The organism is Actinomadura syzygii (assembly GCF_008085905.1).
Lineage (GTDB): Bacteria > Actinomycetota > Actinomycetes > Streptosporangiales > Streptosporangiaceae > Spirillospora > Spirillospora syzygii.
The window spans coordinates 37558-52183 of the sequence record NZ_VSFF01000013.1; the positions used below are offsets into that span (position 1 = coordinate 37558).

Annotated in this window: 13 protein-coding genes; 6 read left to right on the top strand and 7 right to left on the bottom strand. The window is 69.3% G+C overall.

The window, feature by feature from the left end; translation table 11 throughout:
• Positions 1-16: 16 nt before the first annotated feature.
• From FXF65_RS32125 to FXF65_RS32135, 3 genes are all read right to left on the bottom strand, one after another.
• A complete protein-coding gene (locus FXF65_RS32125) occupies positions 17-2380 on the bottom strand; it encodes a sensor histidine kinase (RefSeq protein WP_246199271.1) in 2364 nt (787 codons plus the stop codon).
• 284 nt (positions 2381-2664) lie between these two features.
• Positions 2665-3594 carry a terpene synthase family protein gene (locus tag FXF65_RS32130; protein ID WP_148353828.1) on the bottom strand — a complete coding sequence of 310 codons (930 nt, stop codon included), beginning with the start codon at positions 3592-3594 and terminating at the stop codon, positions 2665-2667.
• Between the two features lie 113 nt (positions 3595-3707).
• Positions 3708-5141: a cytochrome P450 gene (locus tag FXF65_RS32135; protein ID WP_148353829.1), complete on the bottom strand. Its 1434-nt coding sequence runs from the start codon at positions 5139-5141 to the stop codon at positions 3708-3710.
• A 411-nt stretch (positions 5142-5552) separates the two neighbouring features.
• Between FXF65_RS32135 and FXF65_RS32140 the strand changes: the two genes are divergently transcribed.
• Entirely contained in the window at positions 5553-5744 is a 192-nt protein-coding gene (locus FXF65_RS32140; protein ID WP_148353830.1) for a hypothetical protein, read from the top strand.
• Positions 5745-5782: 38 nt separating this feature from the next.
• Positions 5783-6076, top strand: coding sequence for a VOC family protein (locus FXF65_RS32145; RefSeq protein ID WP_148353831.1), 294 nt, complete (start codon positions 5783-5785; stop codon positions 6074-6076).
• 103 nt (positions 6077-6179) lie between these two features.
• On the opposite strand, the gene FXF65_RS32150 is transcribed toward FXF65_RS32145, so the two are convergent.
• Complete coding sequence (locus FXF65_RS32150) at positions 6180-7268, bottom strand: quinone oxidoreductase family protein (protein WP_148353832.1); 1089 nt, start codon at positions 7266-7268, stop codon at positions 6180-6182.
• 122 nt (positions 7269-7390) lie between these two features.
• Here FXF65_RS32150 and FXF65_RS32155 point away from each other — a divergent pair, with 122 nt between their 5' ends.
• Entirely contained in the window at positions 7391-8017 is a 627-nt protein-coding gene (locus FXF65_RS32155) for a TetR/AcrR family transcriptional regulator (RefSeq protein WP_148353833.1), read from the top strand.
• Between the two features lie 20 nt (positions 8018-8037).
• On the opposite strand, the gene FXF65_RS32160 is transcribed toward FXF65_RS32155, so the two are convergent.
• From FXF65_RS32160 to FXF65_RS32170, 3 genes are read right to left on the bottom strand one after another with little or no spacing between them, the layout of a single operon-like run.
• On the bottom strand, positions 8038-8802 hold the full coding sequence (locus tag FXF65_RS32160; RefSeq protein WP_148353834.1) for a class II aldolase/adducin family protein: 765 nt from the start codon (positions 8800-8802) through the stop codon (positions 8038-8040).
• Positions 8799-9818: an ArsR family transcriptional regulator gene (locus FXF65_RS32165; RefSeq protein WP_148353835.1), complete on the bottom strand. Its 1020-nt coding sequence runs from the start codon at positions 9816-9818 to the stop codon at positions 8799-8801. Before FXF65_RS32165 ends, FXF65_RS32160 begins: the two co-directional genes overlap by 4 nt.
• A 49-nt stretch (positions 9819-9867) precedes the next feature.
• Positions 9868-11250, bottom strand: a complete 1383-nt coding sequence (locus FXF65_RS32170) for an NAD(P)/FAD-dependent oxidoreductase (RefSeq protein WP_187412610.1) — start codon at positions 11248-11250, stop codon at positions 9868-9870.
• A 598-nt stretch (positions 11251-11848) separates the two neighbouring features.
• Between FXF65_RS32170 and FXF65_RS32175 the strand changes: the two genes are divergently transcribed.
• From FXF65_RS32175 to FXF65_RS32185, 3 genes are all read left to right on the top strand, one after another.
• The gene (locus FXF65_RS32175; RefSeq protein ID WP_281288974.1) at positions 11849-12904 is read left to right on the top strand and encodes a type III polyketide synthase; all 1056 of its coding nucleotides are present in this window, start codon (positions 11849-11851) and stop codon (positions 12902-12904) included.
• Between the two features lie 38 nt (positions 12905-12942).
• The gene (locus tag FXF65_RS32180) at positions 12943-13467 is read left to right on the top strand and encodes a cupin domain-containing protein (RefSeq protein ID WP_148353838.1); all 525 of its coding nucleotides are present in this window, start codon (positions 12943-12945) and stop codon (positions 13465-13467) included.
• 181 nt (positions 13468-13648) lie between these two features.
• On the top strand, positions 13649-14602 hold the full coding sequence (locus FXF65_RS32185; protein WP_187412611.1) for a LysR family transcriptional regulator: 954 nt from the start codon (positions 13649-13651) through the stop codon (positions 14600-14602).
• Positions 14603-14626: the final 24 nt, after the last annotated feature.

A 14626-nucleotide genomic window follows, 5' to 3' on the forward strand; every position in this document is an offset into this window, starting at 1 on the left:
GCGGCCTTCGACGCCGTCAGGCGTCCTCGTCGTCGGCGGTGGCGCCGGGGGACGCCTCGGTGCCCTTCTGGTCGGTCGGGGTCTCGGCGCTCTCGGGGTCCTTGTCGGCGGCGTCGGCGCGGCCGCGGCGGGTGGCCTTCTGGTAGGAGTCGATCATCCGCCTGACCTCGTCGGGCGAGCGCGTCGCATCGGCGTCGTCCTCGGAAGGCTGCGGTACGGCGGCGGGCGGGTCCTCCTTCAGAGGCGCGGCGAGGCTGGCCTGGGGCACCCGGACGGGCAGTCCGCCCGGGGTGGCGGGGTCGGTGATGATGGCCTTCTCGGGCTCGGGCTCGGGCGCGGGTTCAGACTTGGACTCGGCCGGGGCCGCAGCGGCGGCACGCTCATCGCCGTCGCCGGGCGTCGCGACCAAGGCCAAAGACTGTTTGCCGGGAGACAGTGGCGTTTGACCGCCGGTGGTCGTCGCGGGCGCGGCATCGGCCGGTGCGGTTTCGGCGCCGACCTGAACCAGCTGACGGGCCTGTTCCGGCACGACGACCGGTTCCTTGATCTCGCTGATCAGTTCCCGTGGGATGACCACGACGGCCGTGATCCCGCCGTACGCGGACCGTTTCAACATGATCTTCAAGTCGTGGCGCTGGGCAAGCCGCCCCACCACGAACAGGCCGAGCTGAGGTGCGCTGTGCAGGTTGAAGTCGGGCGGGTCGGCGAGGCTCGTGTTGATCTCGTCGAGTTTCTCGTCCGTCATGCCGAGCCCGCGGTCCTCGATGTCGATGGCGAAGCCGCTGGCGACCATCGTTCCGCTGACCTGGACGGCGGTTTCGGGCGGGGAGAACGACACGGCGTTCTCGATCAGCTCGGCTAGCAGGTGCGTGACGTCACCGACCGCGGAACCCTTCAGGCTGATCGGGCCCAGCGGCAGGACGGTGACGCGCGTGTAGTCCTCGACCTCGCCCACCGCGCCGCGGATGGCGTCCACGAGCGGGACCGGGTCGCGCCACCCACGGGCGGGCAGCGCGCCGGACAGGACGATCAGGTTCTCGGCGTTGCGCCGCATGCGGGTCGCGAGGTGGTCGAGCCGGAACAGCTCCTCCAGTTCCTTGACCTCGATGTCGCGGCGGCGCTCCATCGTGTCGAGCATCGTGAGCTGCCGGTGCACGAGCGTCTGGGTGCGGCGGGCGAGACTGAGCAGGACGTCCCGGATGCCGCGGCGCAGTTCGGCCTGCTCGACGGCGGTCCGCAGCGCGGTCTCCTGGACGTCGTTGAACGCCTGTCCGAGCTGCCCGATCTCGTCGGAGCCGAACTGGAGCGGTGGGGCCTCGGCGGCGACGTCGACCTTCTCGCCGTGTCCGAGCCGCTCGACGACGCTGGGCAGCCGCTGCTCGGCCAGTTCGCGGGCCGCGTCGCGGAGCAGCCGCAACTGCCCCACCAGGGCACGCGCCGTGGTGATGGAGACCACGATGGCCGCGAGGAGCGCGAGCAGGCCGAGACCGGCGACCAGCACCAGTTTGACGATCACCAGGGTGCCGCCCGGCTTGGCGCGTCCGACCAGGTCGTCACCGCCGGCGTCGATGTCCTGGTCGAGCTGGTCCAGGGTGGGTTGGGCGACCTGCCGCCACTGCTCGAGGGACACCGAGGGCCGTCCGCCGGGGCGCACCTGCTCGATGAGCCTGCTCTCCAGGCCCTCCAGGGTCCGGTAGAGGTTGGAGCCGGTGAGCCGCTGGTAGCGCGGACGGTCGGTGGGCGGCAGGTGGCGGGCGGCGGTGTCGGAGTCGGCCTGCCGGATCCCGGCCAGCGCGACCAGCCGGTTGTGGTCCTCCGCGTCGAAGCGTCCCCTGGCCAAGATCCCGGTCACCAGGGCGTTCTCGCGCGACAGGGACTCGCGGGCGCGCGTCAGCTCGATCAGCGCACGACCGTCGGCCGCGACGTCCTTGTCGTCCAGTTCCGCGGTGGCGCGACTGATCTCAAAGCACTCGTCGATGGCCTGGTCGTAGACCAGCATCGCCTGGCTGCGGCTGATGGCACCGGTGTCGATCTGCTGCCGGACCGTCCGCAGCCGGTCGAGGTAGGCGGCGACCTGGCGGACATGCCCCTTGGTCTTCTGGTCCTCGGTCTTGGCCGTGGTGAGCCGCCACTCCCGGACGAACCGGTCGGTCTGCGCGCGCTGCGCGGTCAGTTCGGGCGACACTCGCCGCGCGGCCGGACGCGCCCAGGCCGCACGTCCCAGTTCGAGCTGTGAGACGCGACGCTCGTCCTGCAAGTGATTGACCAACGTCTTGGTGGGCCGGCCGACCTGGCTGTCACGCTGGGCCGCCACGTACAGGCCGATCCCGTCGCTGATCGTCACCCACGCGGCGAAGGCCCACAGCGCGAACAACGCCACCAGCGACAGAGTGATTTTCTGGCCCAACCGGAGGTTCGACGGACGATTCCGCTTACGGAGACGCACAGGCATCGGCAATTCCTCAAATCCAACGACCCGGGGGGGAAGGGGGGTGATGTGGTCCCGGTCCGGAGGACACCGGCCGTACGAGACGCCACCAGCCACGCGCAGCACATTAGCAACGCCGGGTAGGTCGGGAATGTGGAATGTCGGCTTCGTGCCGCTCGCCACACGAGCGGGGACGGTCGGGCTTTGCCGAGCGCCGCATTACGGGGACGCGCGGGTCAAACTCGCCGCCAATAGTCGTCCCCCGCGGAGTAGAAGGCGTCGGAGAACCGCAGTTGCCGACGCAGGTAGTCGGCGCCGTCCGGGCAGGCGTCGGCGAGGGCGTCGATCAGCGCCGCGCATTCGGTGAGCAGTTCGCCGATCCGCCGCTTGAGGACGTCGGACGTCACCAGGCGCAGGGCGTTGAGGTCTCCGGTGTTCTTCTCCCGCTGCCAGGTCGCCAGGTCGTTGAACAGCCGCAACGTCTGCTGGACGCGCTGGCTGGCGTCCACCAGTTCGGGCAGGCACTCCGCCACCCCGGGCTCGTCGTGCGCGATCCAGTGCACGACGTTGACCCAGGTGGATCCGAAGTTGTCGGCGTTGTCCTGGTAATCCTCGAAGGTCGGCGGCGCCGCGGGGCCTTCGCGCGGGTCGGACGCGGCGCGCGCGAACCGCCAGTCCCATTCGCGGACCATGGCGGCGAGCATGGCGGCCAGGTGGCGCCGCCACAGCGGGCGGCGTTCGGCGAAGGCGGGACGCGCGGCCAGGTCGTCACGCAGTTCGGCGAGGAAGGCGCCCACCGCGTCCCCGGGCTCGGGTTCCGCGCCGTCGGCGACGGCCAGGCATCGCCGTCGCAGACCGCGCACTTCCTCGCGCGAGCGCGCGCGGGTGTCGATCAGCCAATCGACCGGGAAGACCCACAGCGAGGCCCGCGCCTCGTGCGCCAAGAGCGCCGCGGTGCTGCCGGGCGCCTGGGCGACGATGGCCCTGGCCAGCTTGCTTGGTAGTCCCCCGTCGAAAACATCGGAGGGGAATAGTTCGCTATAGCGCGCGATGGTGTACCGCAGGTCGTCCTCGCACTGGGCCCGGAGGCGCTCGATCACGTCCTCGGCTTGCGCCACGGCCCCGTACTGGGGCACTTGCGGATTCAGTTGATGCGCTGGCTGCATGGGGCGGCTCCATTGTCGGGACGGCGGTTCGGGTTTCTCGCACCGGCGCATGCGACCGCGCCCGACACGGCGGGCGGGCCGACGAGCCCCTCGTCGAGCGCGGTCGGCGAGGGTCAGACGCGCGGTTCGAGGGTGACCTGGACGTCCCGGTCCGGGTTCAGCGCCAGACCCGGTTTGGGCCGGATGGGCGACGAGCCGGACGGCAGGTGAAGGCTCAGCCGATGGCGGCGCAGCAGCGACGCCAGAATGAGCAGGGCCTCCATTTCGAAGAACTGCTGCCCCAGGCACGCATGGTGCCCATATCCGAAGGCGAGGTCGGGCACCCCGTCCCGGAACTGCTTCTGGCGGGCCTTCTCGGCCTCGGGGGTGAACCGGTCGGGATCGAACCGGTCGGGGTCGGGCCAAGCCTGCGGCAGCCGGTGGGTGAGGTAGGGGCTGATCACGACGATCGATCCGGAGGCGATGCGCACGCCGTCGATCACGTCGTCCTGCTGCGCGACGCGGGGGATGATCCAGCCGACGGTGTACATGCGCAGCAGTTCGCGCAGGACCCGCTTGGTGTAGGTGAGCCGTTCGAGCTGCTCCAGCGTCGGCGTGGCGTTCTCGTCCGCCCCTGGGTCGGAGCCGATCTCGGCGTCGATCTCGGCGTACAGCCGGGCCTCGACCTCGGGATGGTCGGCGAGCACCACCGGCAGCCAGCTCAACGCGACCGCCGTGCTCTCACTGCCGGCGACCGCCAGCGCGACCAGTTCGTCGCGGATCTGCCGGTCGGTGCGGCCGCGCCGCGCCAGCATCGAGGCGATCCCGGCGTTGCCCGGTTCCCGTGCCGCCTTCACCAGCGGCTCGATGACGCGGTCCACGGTGCGCACCGACTTGCGGAACCGCCGGTCGCCCGGCAGCGGGATCAGGTTCGGCATCCACGGCACCAGCAGCCGCGGGACGATCGACGTGGTCGCGGTCCGGACCGCCCGGCCCACCAGCTCGGCGTCCTCGACGCTGATCCGTCCGCCGAAGAACAGGTCGTTGACGGCACGGTGGATGACCCGGGTCGCCTCCCAGTAGATCTCGAAGACCTCTCCCGGCGCCCGGCGCTGGACGAGGTCGTCGACGGCCCGGGTGACCACCGGCGCCCAGCCCGGGTAGACCTCCCGCAGGTGCCCGGCCGCGAACTGGGGTTGCAGCGCCCGCCGCGCCTCCGCGTGCTTGTCGCCCTCGCCGCCGATGTTGTCTCCCACCAGCCGCTGCATGGCGTCCCACATCATGCCCTGGCGCGGGTAGCAGTCCCTGGCGCGCGTCACCAGGACGTGCTTGACGTCGTCGGGCCGCGTCACCAGGTAGGGCCGGAACAGTCCCAGGTTCAGGCGGGTGATCGCACCGTCCCGCTCCTGCACGATCTGGGACAGGGCTTGGAGGGGGTCTTTGCGCAACGGTCCGACGAGACGGCGGAACGCGATGCCCTCGGCCGCGCGCGGAGACTCCGGCCGGGACGGCCGCCGAGAGGACGTGGCCTGCGGGGATTCGCTGGAGGAACGGGCGTCGATCGACATGGCGCTTCACCTCGGGGGTCTGCTGCCGGGCGGTGCCGCCCCGGCGGCGCGGCACCCTGATGGGGGACGGTGAAGTCGGACCCGGCTGCCATGGGCCGGTGCCGCGTTCCCGCGCGGGCGTGTGCGACAGTGACCAAGGCTCGACGGGACGACCCGATCGGCCTGGCCCTGGCGTGTCCGCGCGCCGGAGGAGGCACCCGTCGGTCATGTCGCCGGGACGGTGATCACAGGCTCACATCGACGGTTGCCCACCTCCCAGACGGACACAAAAACGCCTAATCGGCAATGACCAACAGCAAAATATCATCTACCGGACATACAGGTGGAGATTGCCCCAGGGTAAGGATCATGCATCCTGGAGGTCAGAAACTCGGGACCTGGCCGCCGCAGCCCACCTGGAGGAACGGCTCGATGACCTTGATCGCCCGGCACGGCCCCGAGTGGACCTCCATCGACTACCACCAGTTCTTCCTCATGAATCCTGATCAAGAGGATTTCATACCCGAGGAATACGGAAAGCTCATCTCCCCCACCGGCGAAACGGTCATCGTGCACGCCGGGTCCGCGCACACGCCCGTGGCCGCGACACCGTATACGACCTAGCGGTGTCGCAATCCGAAGAGGTCTACCTATTACCCACCATGACCAATCCCGCGCACCCCGGCCGCATGCTGTTCGCGAACCTCCCGATCGCCGATCCCACCACGCACACGCTGGCGCTGTACTGCTTCAGCGTGTCCTCCCGCGACGAGGTCGACAGCGTCAGCGCCGCCGCGCTCGCGGCGGGCGGCTCCGAGGCCGACGACGCCGAGGACCACGGCTTCATGTACTCCCGCAGCTTCTACGACCTCGACGGCCACGGCTGGCAGGTCATGTGGATGGACCCGGCGGCGGCACAACAGGCCCCCGCGGCATCCACGAACACCTCGGCCTAACCCACCCCCAACACACGCCCAGCGTCATCGACGCCGTGTCGGGCTAAAGCTCGATCAACTGCAACGCCAGCCCGGTGAAAGCGGCGGACTCACGCGGGGGGCATTAGGGGATTTCGAGGATGGTTTGGCCGTGGGCGGTGCCGTCCTCTATTTGGCGGTGGGCTAAAGGGGCGTCTGTCCAGGGGAGTTGGTGTAGGTGGGAGGGGGGTGGGCGGAAGCCGGTGCGGACGTCTTGCCAGAGGGCCGCGATCTGGCGTCGGTTGCCGGTGCGGACTCCGATCAGCGACTGGCTGCGTAGGTAGAACGGCAGCAACTGTAGGGGGACGGGGTCGTGTTCGATGGCGCCGGAGACGACGATGCGGCCCATCGTCGCGAGGGCCGGGCGGTACGCCTTCCACAGTGCGGGGACGCCCAGGTTGTCGATCACGCAGTCGACGCCCTCGCCGTCGGTGGCCTCGCGGATGTGGTCGGCCAGGTCGGCGGTGGCGTCCAGCGCGGCGGCGATCGGAAGGCCGGTGAGACCGTCCGGGCGACGGGACGCGCGGCCTACGCCGATCACCGTGGCGCCCCGGTACGCGGCGAGTGCGGCGACGGTGGATCCGAGTGAGCCGGAGGCGCCGACCACGAGGACGGTGCTGCCTTCCCGCACGTCACCGGCGTCGAGTTGGGCGCGGGCCACCGGGCCGTTCGCGGCCAAGGATGCGGCTTCGGGATCGCTGACGTCGTCCGGCAGGACGTGCACTCCGGTGGCCGGGGCGACGCAGTACTCGGCGTAGCTGCCGGGACGGTGGACGCCGATCAGCCCGAGGCTCGGACATGCTTCCTCCCGGCCCCGTCGGCAGGCACGGCATTCGCGGCAGGGCAGGATGGCCGACACCCCGACCCGGCGGCCGACCAGGGCCGGGCTCACACCCGGTCCGGCCGCGTCGACCACACCGGCGTGCTCGGTGCCGAGCACGTGCGGGAAACGCCTGATGAGAGGCCCGAAGGGGGGACGTCCGGCGCGCGTGGCGACGTCCTTGGTGCGCGCTACGGCGACCGCGCGTACTCTGACCCGCACTTCTTCGGGGCCGGGCTCCGGCGTCGGCAACTCCCCCGCCCGCAGGACGTCCGGGCTGCCGAACCCGGTGAGCAGGACGGCCTTCACCGGGCGCGCCCCTCGGCGGGCCCGGCGCCGATGTTTCGCGGACATGGGAGCACGGCCATTCCGGGCGACGCCCCTTCCCTTGGAATGCGTGAACTGAAATGGCGCGGTGCTCGCCCGGCATTCGGCCTGCGAGCTGCGGCATTGGTTACAGCTTGTAGCATGGGCTTGTGAGCGAGAAGGATTCCCGGGGGGCTGCGGCGGGCCTGCGCGCGGCGGGCGTCGCGCGTACCCGGAGCGCGATCGTCACCGCCGCCCGGAAGCATCTGATCGAGGTCGGCTACCACCGGCTGAGCCTGGAGCAGGTCGCCGCGGACGCGGGAATCACCCGGGTCACGATCTACCGCCAGTTCACGTCGAAGCTCGGGCTGCTCGACGCGGTCGCCGACGACCTGGCCCAGCGCTCCCAGGTGGTGCGCGGCATGGAGACCGCCGCGGCGATGGCCGACCCGGCCGCCGCGTTCCGCGCCATGGTCTCGGAGATGTGCCGGTTCTGGGGCACCGACCCCGACCTGTTCCGCAGGCTGATCGGCCTCGCGGCCGTGGATCCGGAGGCCGACCAGGTCGTGGGGAGCCGGGAGCAGTGGCGTTACGACCAGGTCGCCGCCTTCGTCCGAAGGCTCGCCGACGACGGGCGCCTCCGCGGCGACGCCGACGTCGACCGGTCCGCGACCGCGATCGGGGCCGTCACCGGGTTCGTGCCGTGCGACGAGATGGCGGTCCGGCTCAAACTCCGCCACGACCAGTTGGACGGCCTCGTCATCACGCTCCTCAACGGAGTCGTCCGCCTCAACTAGGCCAAAACCCGGCTTCCGCATTATTCGAGCAGGTCCGGCTGCGTTCGGACGGTCTGGTGGTAGAGCGGCTGGAAGTTGAGCCAGCCGACGAACTCGCCGCCGAGCTGCCGGTGCGTGAGCGCGGCGCTCGCGTCGTCGATGTAGATCGGCTTCCCGGCGGCCTTCGCCAGGAGCTGGGCCTGGCACGACCGTTCCATGGAGATGAACCACCAGGTGGCGGCGTCCACGGACGTCCCGACCGTGAGCAGGCCGTGGTTGCGCAGGATGACGGCCTTCGAGTCGCCGAGCGCCGCCGCGAGGCGTTTGCCCTCCGCCTCGTCCAGCACCACGCCCGTGTAGTCGTCGAGGTATCCGTGGTCGTTGTAGAAGGCGCAGGAGTCCTGGGTGATGGGCTCGATCGGCTCGCCGAGCGAGGAGACCGCCCGGCCGTGAATGGAGTGGCTGTGCGCGGCGGACTGGACGTCCGCGCGGGCCCGGTAGATCGCGGAGTGGATCGAGAACGGCGCCTCGTGCGTCCGGTGCTCCCCCTCGACGACCTCTCCCTGGTCGTTCACCAGGATGAGGTCGCTCACCCGGATATGTGAGAAGGGCATGCCGATCGGGTTGATCCAGAAATGGTCCTGGAATCCCGGGTCGCGGGCCGTGATGTGCCCGGCGACACCGTCCTCGAAGCCGTGCACCGCGAACAGGCGAAGTGCTGCCGCCAGCCTTTCCTTGCGGTGGCGGCGCTCCTCCTCCACCGAGGAGAACTCGGGCGGGACAAGAGGAATGGAACGGCTCGTCATTTGTCCTCCTCGTCGTCGAGGCGGAGCGCGACGACCGAGATCTCGCCCTCGGTGTGGACGCCGGCGACGGCGAGCCCGCGGTCGGCGGCGAGGGACGCGACCTCGCCGACACTGCGTTCCTGGCCGTTCAGGTAGACGAGCATCCGCAGGTCCATGGTGGTGCTCGGCGACTCGCCGTCCGGGCCGTACTCCCCGACGACGAGCACCGCTCCGTCGCTTCCCGCCGCCTCGGCGCAGCGCCCGAGGATGGCCTTCGCGTCCTCGTCGTCCCAGTCGTGCAGGACGTCGGACAGCACGTACGCGTCGGCGCCGGACGGGAGCGGATCGAAGAAGCTGCCGGAGCGGACGTCGACGCGGTCGGCCAGGCCCGCGTCCTCGAAGGCGAGCACGGCCGCCTCGGCGGCCTCGGGGAGTTCCACCAGCGTGCCGCGGAGGTTCGGGTACGCGGTGAGGAGCGCTCTAAGCAGCGCCCCGTTGCCGCCGCCGACGTCCACCACGTGCTTGAGCGATCCCCAGTCGTAGGCCGACACGATCGACGGGGCCACCCCGGCGAGGTTGATCGCCATCATCGCGTTGAAGGAATCCGAGAGGGCCGGGTCGGCGGAGAGGTCCTCCCACAGGGATCGCCCGTAGCGCGTGGTGTAGGCGTTGGTTCCGGCGCGCACGGTGCCCGGCAGCTCCACGAGGGCCAGTTCGGCGCGTCCGAGCGCGCCGTCGACGTCCAGACGCTTGCGCAGGTGGGACGGGTGATCGTCCCTGAGCGCCTCGCTTACCGGCGTCAGCCCGTACCGGCCCTCCGCGTCCTCGCTGAACACGCCCGCGTTCGCCAGGTGGCGCAGCACCCGGTCGAGCGGGCCCGCGTTCACCTTCACGATGTCGGCCAGTTCCGCGGCGGTGCGCGGGCCTTCGGCGACGTGGTCGGCGATGCGCAGCGTCGCCGCCGCCCTGATCGCCATCGGCACGCTGAGGTCCGCCAGTTTCCCCAGGTTTCCAACCGATCCGTTCTGCTGCGTCATATCCGGTGGCTCCTTGTTGTCATGCGGCGAGGTCGCTGAGCGGCGACGGTCAGTGGGCTACGAGTCGTTCGAACTCGGTCCGGTCCGGACCCTGTGCGGGGACGACAGGGTCCGCATGGGTTTCGAGGAAGTCCCGGATCCGCGGCGCCGCGACGGGGTCGTTGACGAGGGCTTCGGGTGTCATGAGCATGTTGAAGAACCGCAACTGCACCGCGTTCACCTCCGGATCGTCCTCGCTGACGATCGCGAGGGCGGCGATGAACCGGCCCATCGGGTCGGTGGGCGGGGCGATGGGCTCTCCGCGGACGCCCGCCTCGATGTGCTCGCGCTGTTCGCGGGAGCTGGCGACCTGGGCCCTGAACCAGAAGCCCAGGTTCCGCTCCGCCCACTCCTCGAACCGGGAGACGAAACCGGCCGCGTCATCGGCCGCCTCGACCGTCTCGGCGAAGTGCCGGGCCTGGAGGAAGGCGAGCGGCACGCCGCGTCCGAACGCCGGGTTGGTCTGCAGCGCCGAGTCGCCGAGCAGGACGAGACCGGCGACGACGGGGCTTCCGTCGTTCACCAGCCGCCGCCACCTGTCCTCCAGGTTCCCCATCGGGTGCGGCTCGTCGATCGATTCGCTGCGGTCGAGCCACGGCGCGGTCAGCGGCACGGATTCCAGGAATCGGTGGTAGACGCCGGGCTCGCGCAGCCGGTGCCGCAGCGGGTCGTCCGCCGCCACCGTCATGGACACCTGGAAGCAGCCGTTGTCGCCGGCGAAGAGCACCAGCTTGGTGTAGTCGAGCTTCACGTAGATGGGCACGGTCAGCGCGGGGAACGACTGGCCCTCGCGCAGCCGGAAGTGCTGCGTGAGGTAGTGGAACCCGCACGGCTGGGCGGTCTCCCGCGGCGGACGGCCGCCCGCCTCGGCCAGCCAGCGGACCGAGCGCGTCCGCCGTCCGCTCGCGTCGACGACGACGTCCGCCGCGACCTCCCCGCCGGGCAGCCGCACGCCCACGACACGCGGGACACCGGCGAGCTCGCCCCGTACCAGCAGGCCCTTGACGGACGTCCCCGACAGCACTTCGACGCCCGGCTCCGCCTCGACGACACGGCGCAGCGCCCCCTCGTAGACGAGCCTGCGGGACAGCACGTTCTCGTCGCCGCCCCCGCCCGCGATCGGGACCCGCGGCGCGCCCCGGGCGGCGACCGCGTCCAGGACGTCGGGCGCCTCCTCCCGCATGATCCGGCTGGAGAGGCCGAGGAAGTTATGGCCCTGCCGGGCGTGCGGGACGCCGTTGCGCTCCCATCCCGTGAAATCCTCCTCGGCACTCGCCTCGGGCTTCGGCTGATCATCCCGCTCCACGACGGTGACCGTGTGGCCGCGCCGGGCGCAGAACAGGGCGACCGCCAGCCCGGCCATTCCCGCACCGATCACTACTATCTTCGCCATCGAGTTGCCAACCCTTCCCAGCAAAGGCGGTTCCATCGAGCCGGCGCTCCGCGTCCCGCTCGGATCCGTCTTCGGCAAACCGGTTCAATCGACGGTCGGTGCACGGAAGTCCAGGGATATCAGACGACCCTGACACGAGCAAGAAGTCTCATCAAGGCCCGTGTAATCGAAAAGACCCCGTTTTTCACCGAGCGCAAGATCGGGCGGCGGAGCCACTGGTAGAGCCATCGCTGCAATGCCCTCAATAGTTGCCCGCCACCCTTGCGCGCAGCTCAACTATCCTTCTCCACGGCATATCGAGAAGCGGCTCCTGTGATATGCGCCACAAAAAGGACCGGTCCCGAACAAGGCGAACTCAGCGTAATAAGGGTTGACCTGCCAGCGCTGGCGACTGTAGAGATGTTCTGGTATTGGGTTCGTCCGCGAGGTCGAATGGAAACGACCATCGACTTCTCGGGGTCCGACCGGGCGACCCACGGGGCCAATTTCTTTACACCAGAGTCGGGCATGCTCCCGCCAGGATGGTTCTCCCAACTCCCAGGATGGTGCCACGATGCCGATCCTCTGCAAGCCGGCCGTCAATGTTCCGGAAAACATAGTGACCCTGGACGACACGCTTCGGCTGGCCGAGCAGTTGCACGCCGACCACCCCAAGCTGAAGCTGGTGCTGCGGCTTATCCGCAACACCGGGGTGCTCAAGCGGCACACGATCCTCCCGCTCGACGAGACGCTGCGGCATCCAGGATTCGAGGCGCGAAACCTCGCCTACGAACAGCACGCGAAAAAGCGGGTCCCGGCGGTCGTGGAGCTCGCGCTGAAGAACGCGGAACTGACAGCCCAGGACATCGACGTGATCATCTACGTGTCCTGCACCGGGTTCATGATGCCGTCGCTCACCGCCTGGCTCATCAATTCCATGGGCTTCCGGCACGACACGCGGCAGATTCCCATCGCGCAGCTGGGCTGCGCCGCGGGAGGCGCCGCCATCAACCGGGCGCACGATTTCTGCAACGCCCACCTCGGCAGCAACGCGCTCATCGTCTCGTGCGAGTTCTGCTCAATGTGCTACCAGCCGACGGACCACGACATCGGCTCACTGCTGTCCAACGGCCTCTTCGGGGACGCGGTGTCGGCCGCCGTCGTCCGCGGTCACGGCGGCGCCGGAATGCGGCTTGAGCGCAACGCGTCCTACCTCATTCCGAACACCGAGGACTGGATCTCCTATGCCGTGAAGGACACCGGATTCCACTTCCAGCTCGACAAGCGGGTCCCCACCACGATGGAGCCGCTCGCCCCGGTCCTGCGCGACCTCGTGAGCGACCAGGGCTGGGACGTGTCCAAACTCGGTTTCTACATCATTCACGCGGGCGGCCCGCGAATCCTGGACGATCTGTGCCGTTTCCTGGACGTCAAGCCCGACGCCTTCCGGCACAGCAGGGCCACGCTCACCGAATACGGGAACATCGCCAGCAGCGTCGTCCTGGAAGCGCTGCGACGCCTCTTTGAAGAGGACGAAACGCAGAACGACGAAAGGGGGATCATCGCGGGCTTCGGCCCGGGGATCACGGCCGAGATGGCGGTCGGGACCTGGGCGGACGGGACGACCACGCGGGCCGCGGCCCCTCGGCGGGCCGCCCGCCACCCCGTCTCGTGACCTCGTCCTCGCCAGCGGAACTCGGGAAGGAACGCGCCATGACCGACGGTCTCGTCATACCGCCCGGCGCCGGTCGGAAATTCGTCACCAAGGCCCAGGAAGTGACCTTCAAGGTGACGGGCGACCATTCGCGCACCGGCTCGCTTTTCGAGGTCGTCGTCCCACCTGGATTCGACGTGGGCGCGCATGTCCACACCCGCACCGAAGAGATCTTCTACGTTCTCGACGGAGAACTCGAACTGCTCGCATTCGAGCCGGACGAGCGCACGCCCGAGGACTGGCGTTCCTGGCGCGGGTCGGACGGCCGCCGTCCGGTCCGCGCCGGCCCTGGAAGTTGCATGTTCGTTCCCGCCGGGTGCCCGCACGCCTTCACCAATCCGCACGACACTCCCGCCCGGATGCTCTTTCTCTCCGCGCCGCCACCGGACCACGAGGCGTATTTCGAGGAGCTGCTGGAGATGTTCGACAGCGGCACCGCCAATGTGGATGCCGTGATCAACCTGCGCGAAAAGTACGACATCCAGCAGATCACTCCGCTGCGATTCGACGCGGCCGAGAGCTGACCCGCCACGAAAAAGCAGCCTGCTCCCCCGAGTCGCATGGACGGGCCTCATCGACAGGCCATCATGCCCTTCAAATTAGCGCCTGTCCGTGGGTATGATAATGACTTGGCCGAGATACGGTCGATCCTCCATCTGAGCTACCGTAGATCAGGTACCGCCGCTGCGAGGAGTGTCATCAGAAGTGGTTCCACCGAATAACGACGCTGAGCTCTCCCTGCCCAGTGATTTTCGCCTGCTCGTCGCGCTGGACGCCCTTCTTCAGACAGAGAGCGTCACCCAGGCCGCAAAGCGGCTGCATCTTTCTCCCTCCGCCATGAGCCGGACGCTGCACCGTATTCGCCACCGGCTGGGAGATCCGATACTCGCCCGCGCGGGACGAGGCATGGTCGTCACTCCGAGAGGAATCGAGCTGCGCGAACGGGTTCACCTTCTCGTCCGCGAGGCCGAGGAGTTGTTCTCCTCCGGAGAGGTGGACGCCATGGCGTCCGCCTGGCGCAACTTCGTGCTGCTCGTCGATGACGGATACGCGGGCGTCCTCGCTCCGCGGCTCATGTCATACGACTACCCGCAAATACCGGGCGCGACCTTTCATTTCATGTCCGCGAGCCAAGCCGACCCCGACGCCCTGCGCGAGGGAACCGCAGCCCTGGAGATCGGGAGGGTCCATTCCTTCTCACCGGAGCTGAGGGTCGAGAATCTCTTGTTCAGCCGCTACGTCGCCGTGGTGCGGGCCGGCCATGAGCTTTTAGATGGAACGATCGATGTCGAGCGGTTCGCGAACGCCTCGCATATCGACGTCCTTGAGGCCGACGCGGCGGGCGCCGCGGTCGACTCGTCTCTCGCGAAATATGATCTGCGCCGCCGCGTCACCATGACGACGCACCACTACACCACTGCGTTCCCGGTGATAGGCCAGACCGATCTGGTCGCGATCGCGCCGGAGGTCATCCTGCATCCCGGCCTGTTCAAGGCGGGGCTGCGGTCATTCGGGCTCCCCATTCCAGCGACTCCCGTCGCCATTCGCATGGCGTGGCATCCGCGGAGCGAGGCCGACCCGGCGCACGCCTGGTTGCGGTCCCGCGTCCGGGACACCCTCGGGAGTTGCATCCCGGAGAACGGTCAGTCGTCCGACTGAGCCCAGCCGGCCGACCCGCGCCGC

What these genes read in the sequence shown, in the direction of transcription:
- FXF65_RS32130 (WP_148353828.1), bottom strand. Translation starts at nt 3,594, where the DNA reads ATGCAGCCAGCGCATCAACTGAATCCGCAAGTGCCCCAGTACGGGGCC.
- FXF65_RS32135 (WP_148353829.1), bottom strand. Translation starts at nt 5,141, where the DNA reads ATGTCGATCGACGCCCGTTCCTCCAGCGAATCCCCGCAGGCCACGTCC.
- FXF65_RS32140 (WP_148353830.1), top strand. Translation starts at nt 5,553, where the DNA reads ATGACCTTGATCGCCCGGCACGGCCCCGAGTGGACCTCCATCGACTAC.
- FXF65_RS32145 (WP_148353831.1), top strand. Translation starts at nt 5,783, where the DNA reads ATGACCAATCCCGCGCACCCCGGCCGCATGCTGTTCGCGAACCTCCCG.
- FXF65_RS32150 (WP_148353832.1), bottom strand. Translation starts at nt 7,268, where the DNA reads ATGTCCGCGAAACATCGGCGCCGGGCCCGCCGAGGGGCGCGCCCGGTG.
- FXF65_RS32160 (WP_148353834.1), bottom strand. Translation starts at nt 8,802, where the DNA reads ATGACGAGCCGTTCCATTCCTCTTGTCCCGCCCGAGTTCTCCTCGGTG.
- FXF65_RS32165 (WP_148353835.1), bottom strand. Translation starts at nt 9,818, where the DNA reads ATGACGCAGCAGAACGGATCGGTTGGAAACCTGGGGAAACTGGCGGAC.
- FXF65_RS32170 (WP_187412610.1), bottom strand. Translation starts at nt 11,250, where the DNA reads ATGGCGAAGATAGTAGTGATCGGTGCGGGAATGGCCGGGCTGGCGGTC.
- FXF65_RS32180 (WP_148353838.1), top strand. Translation starts at nt 12,943, where the DNA reads ATGACCGACGGTCTCGTCATACCGCCCGGCGCCGGTCGGAAATTCGTC.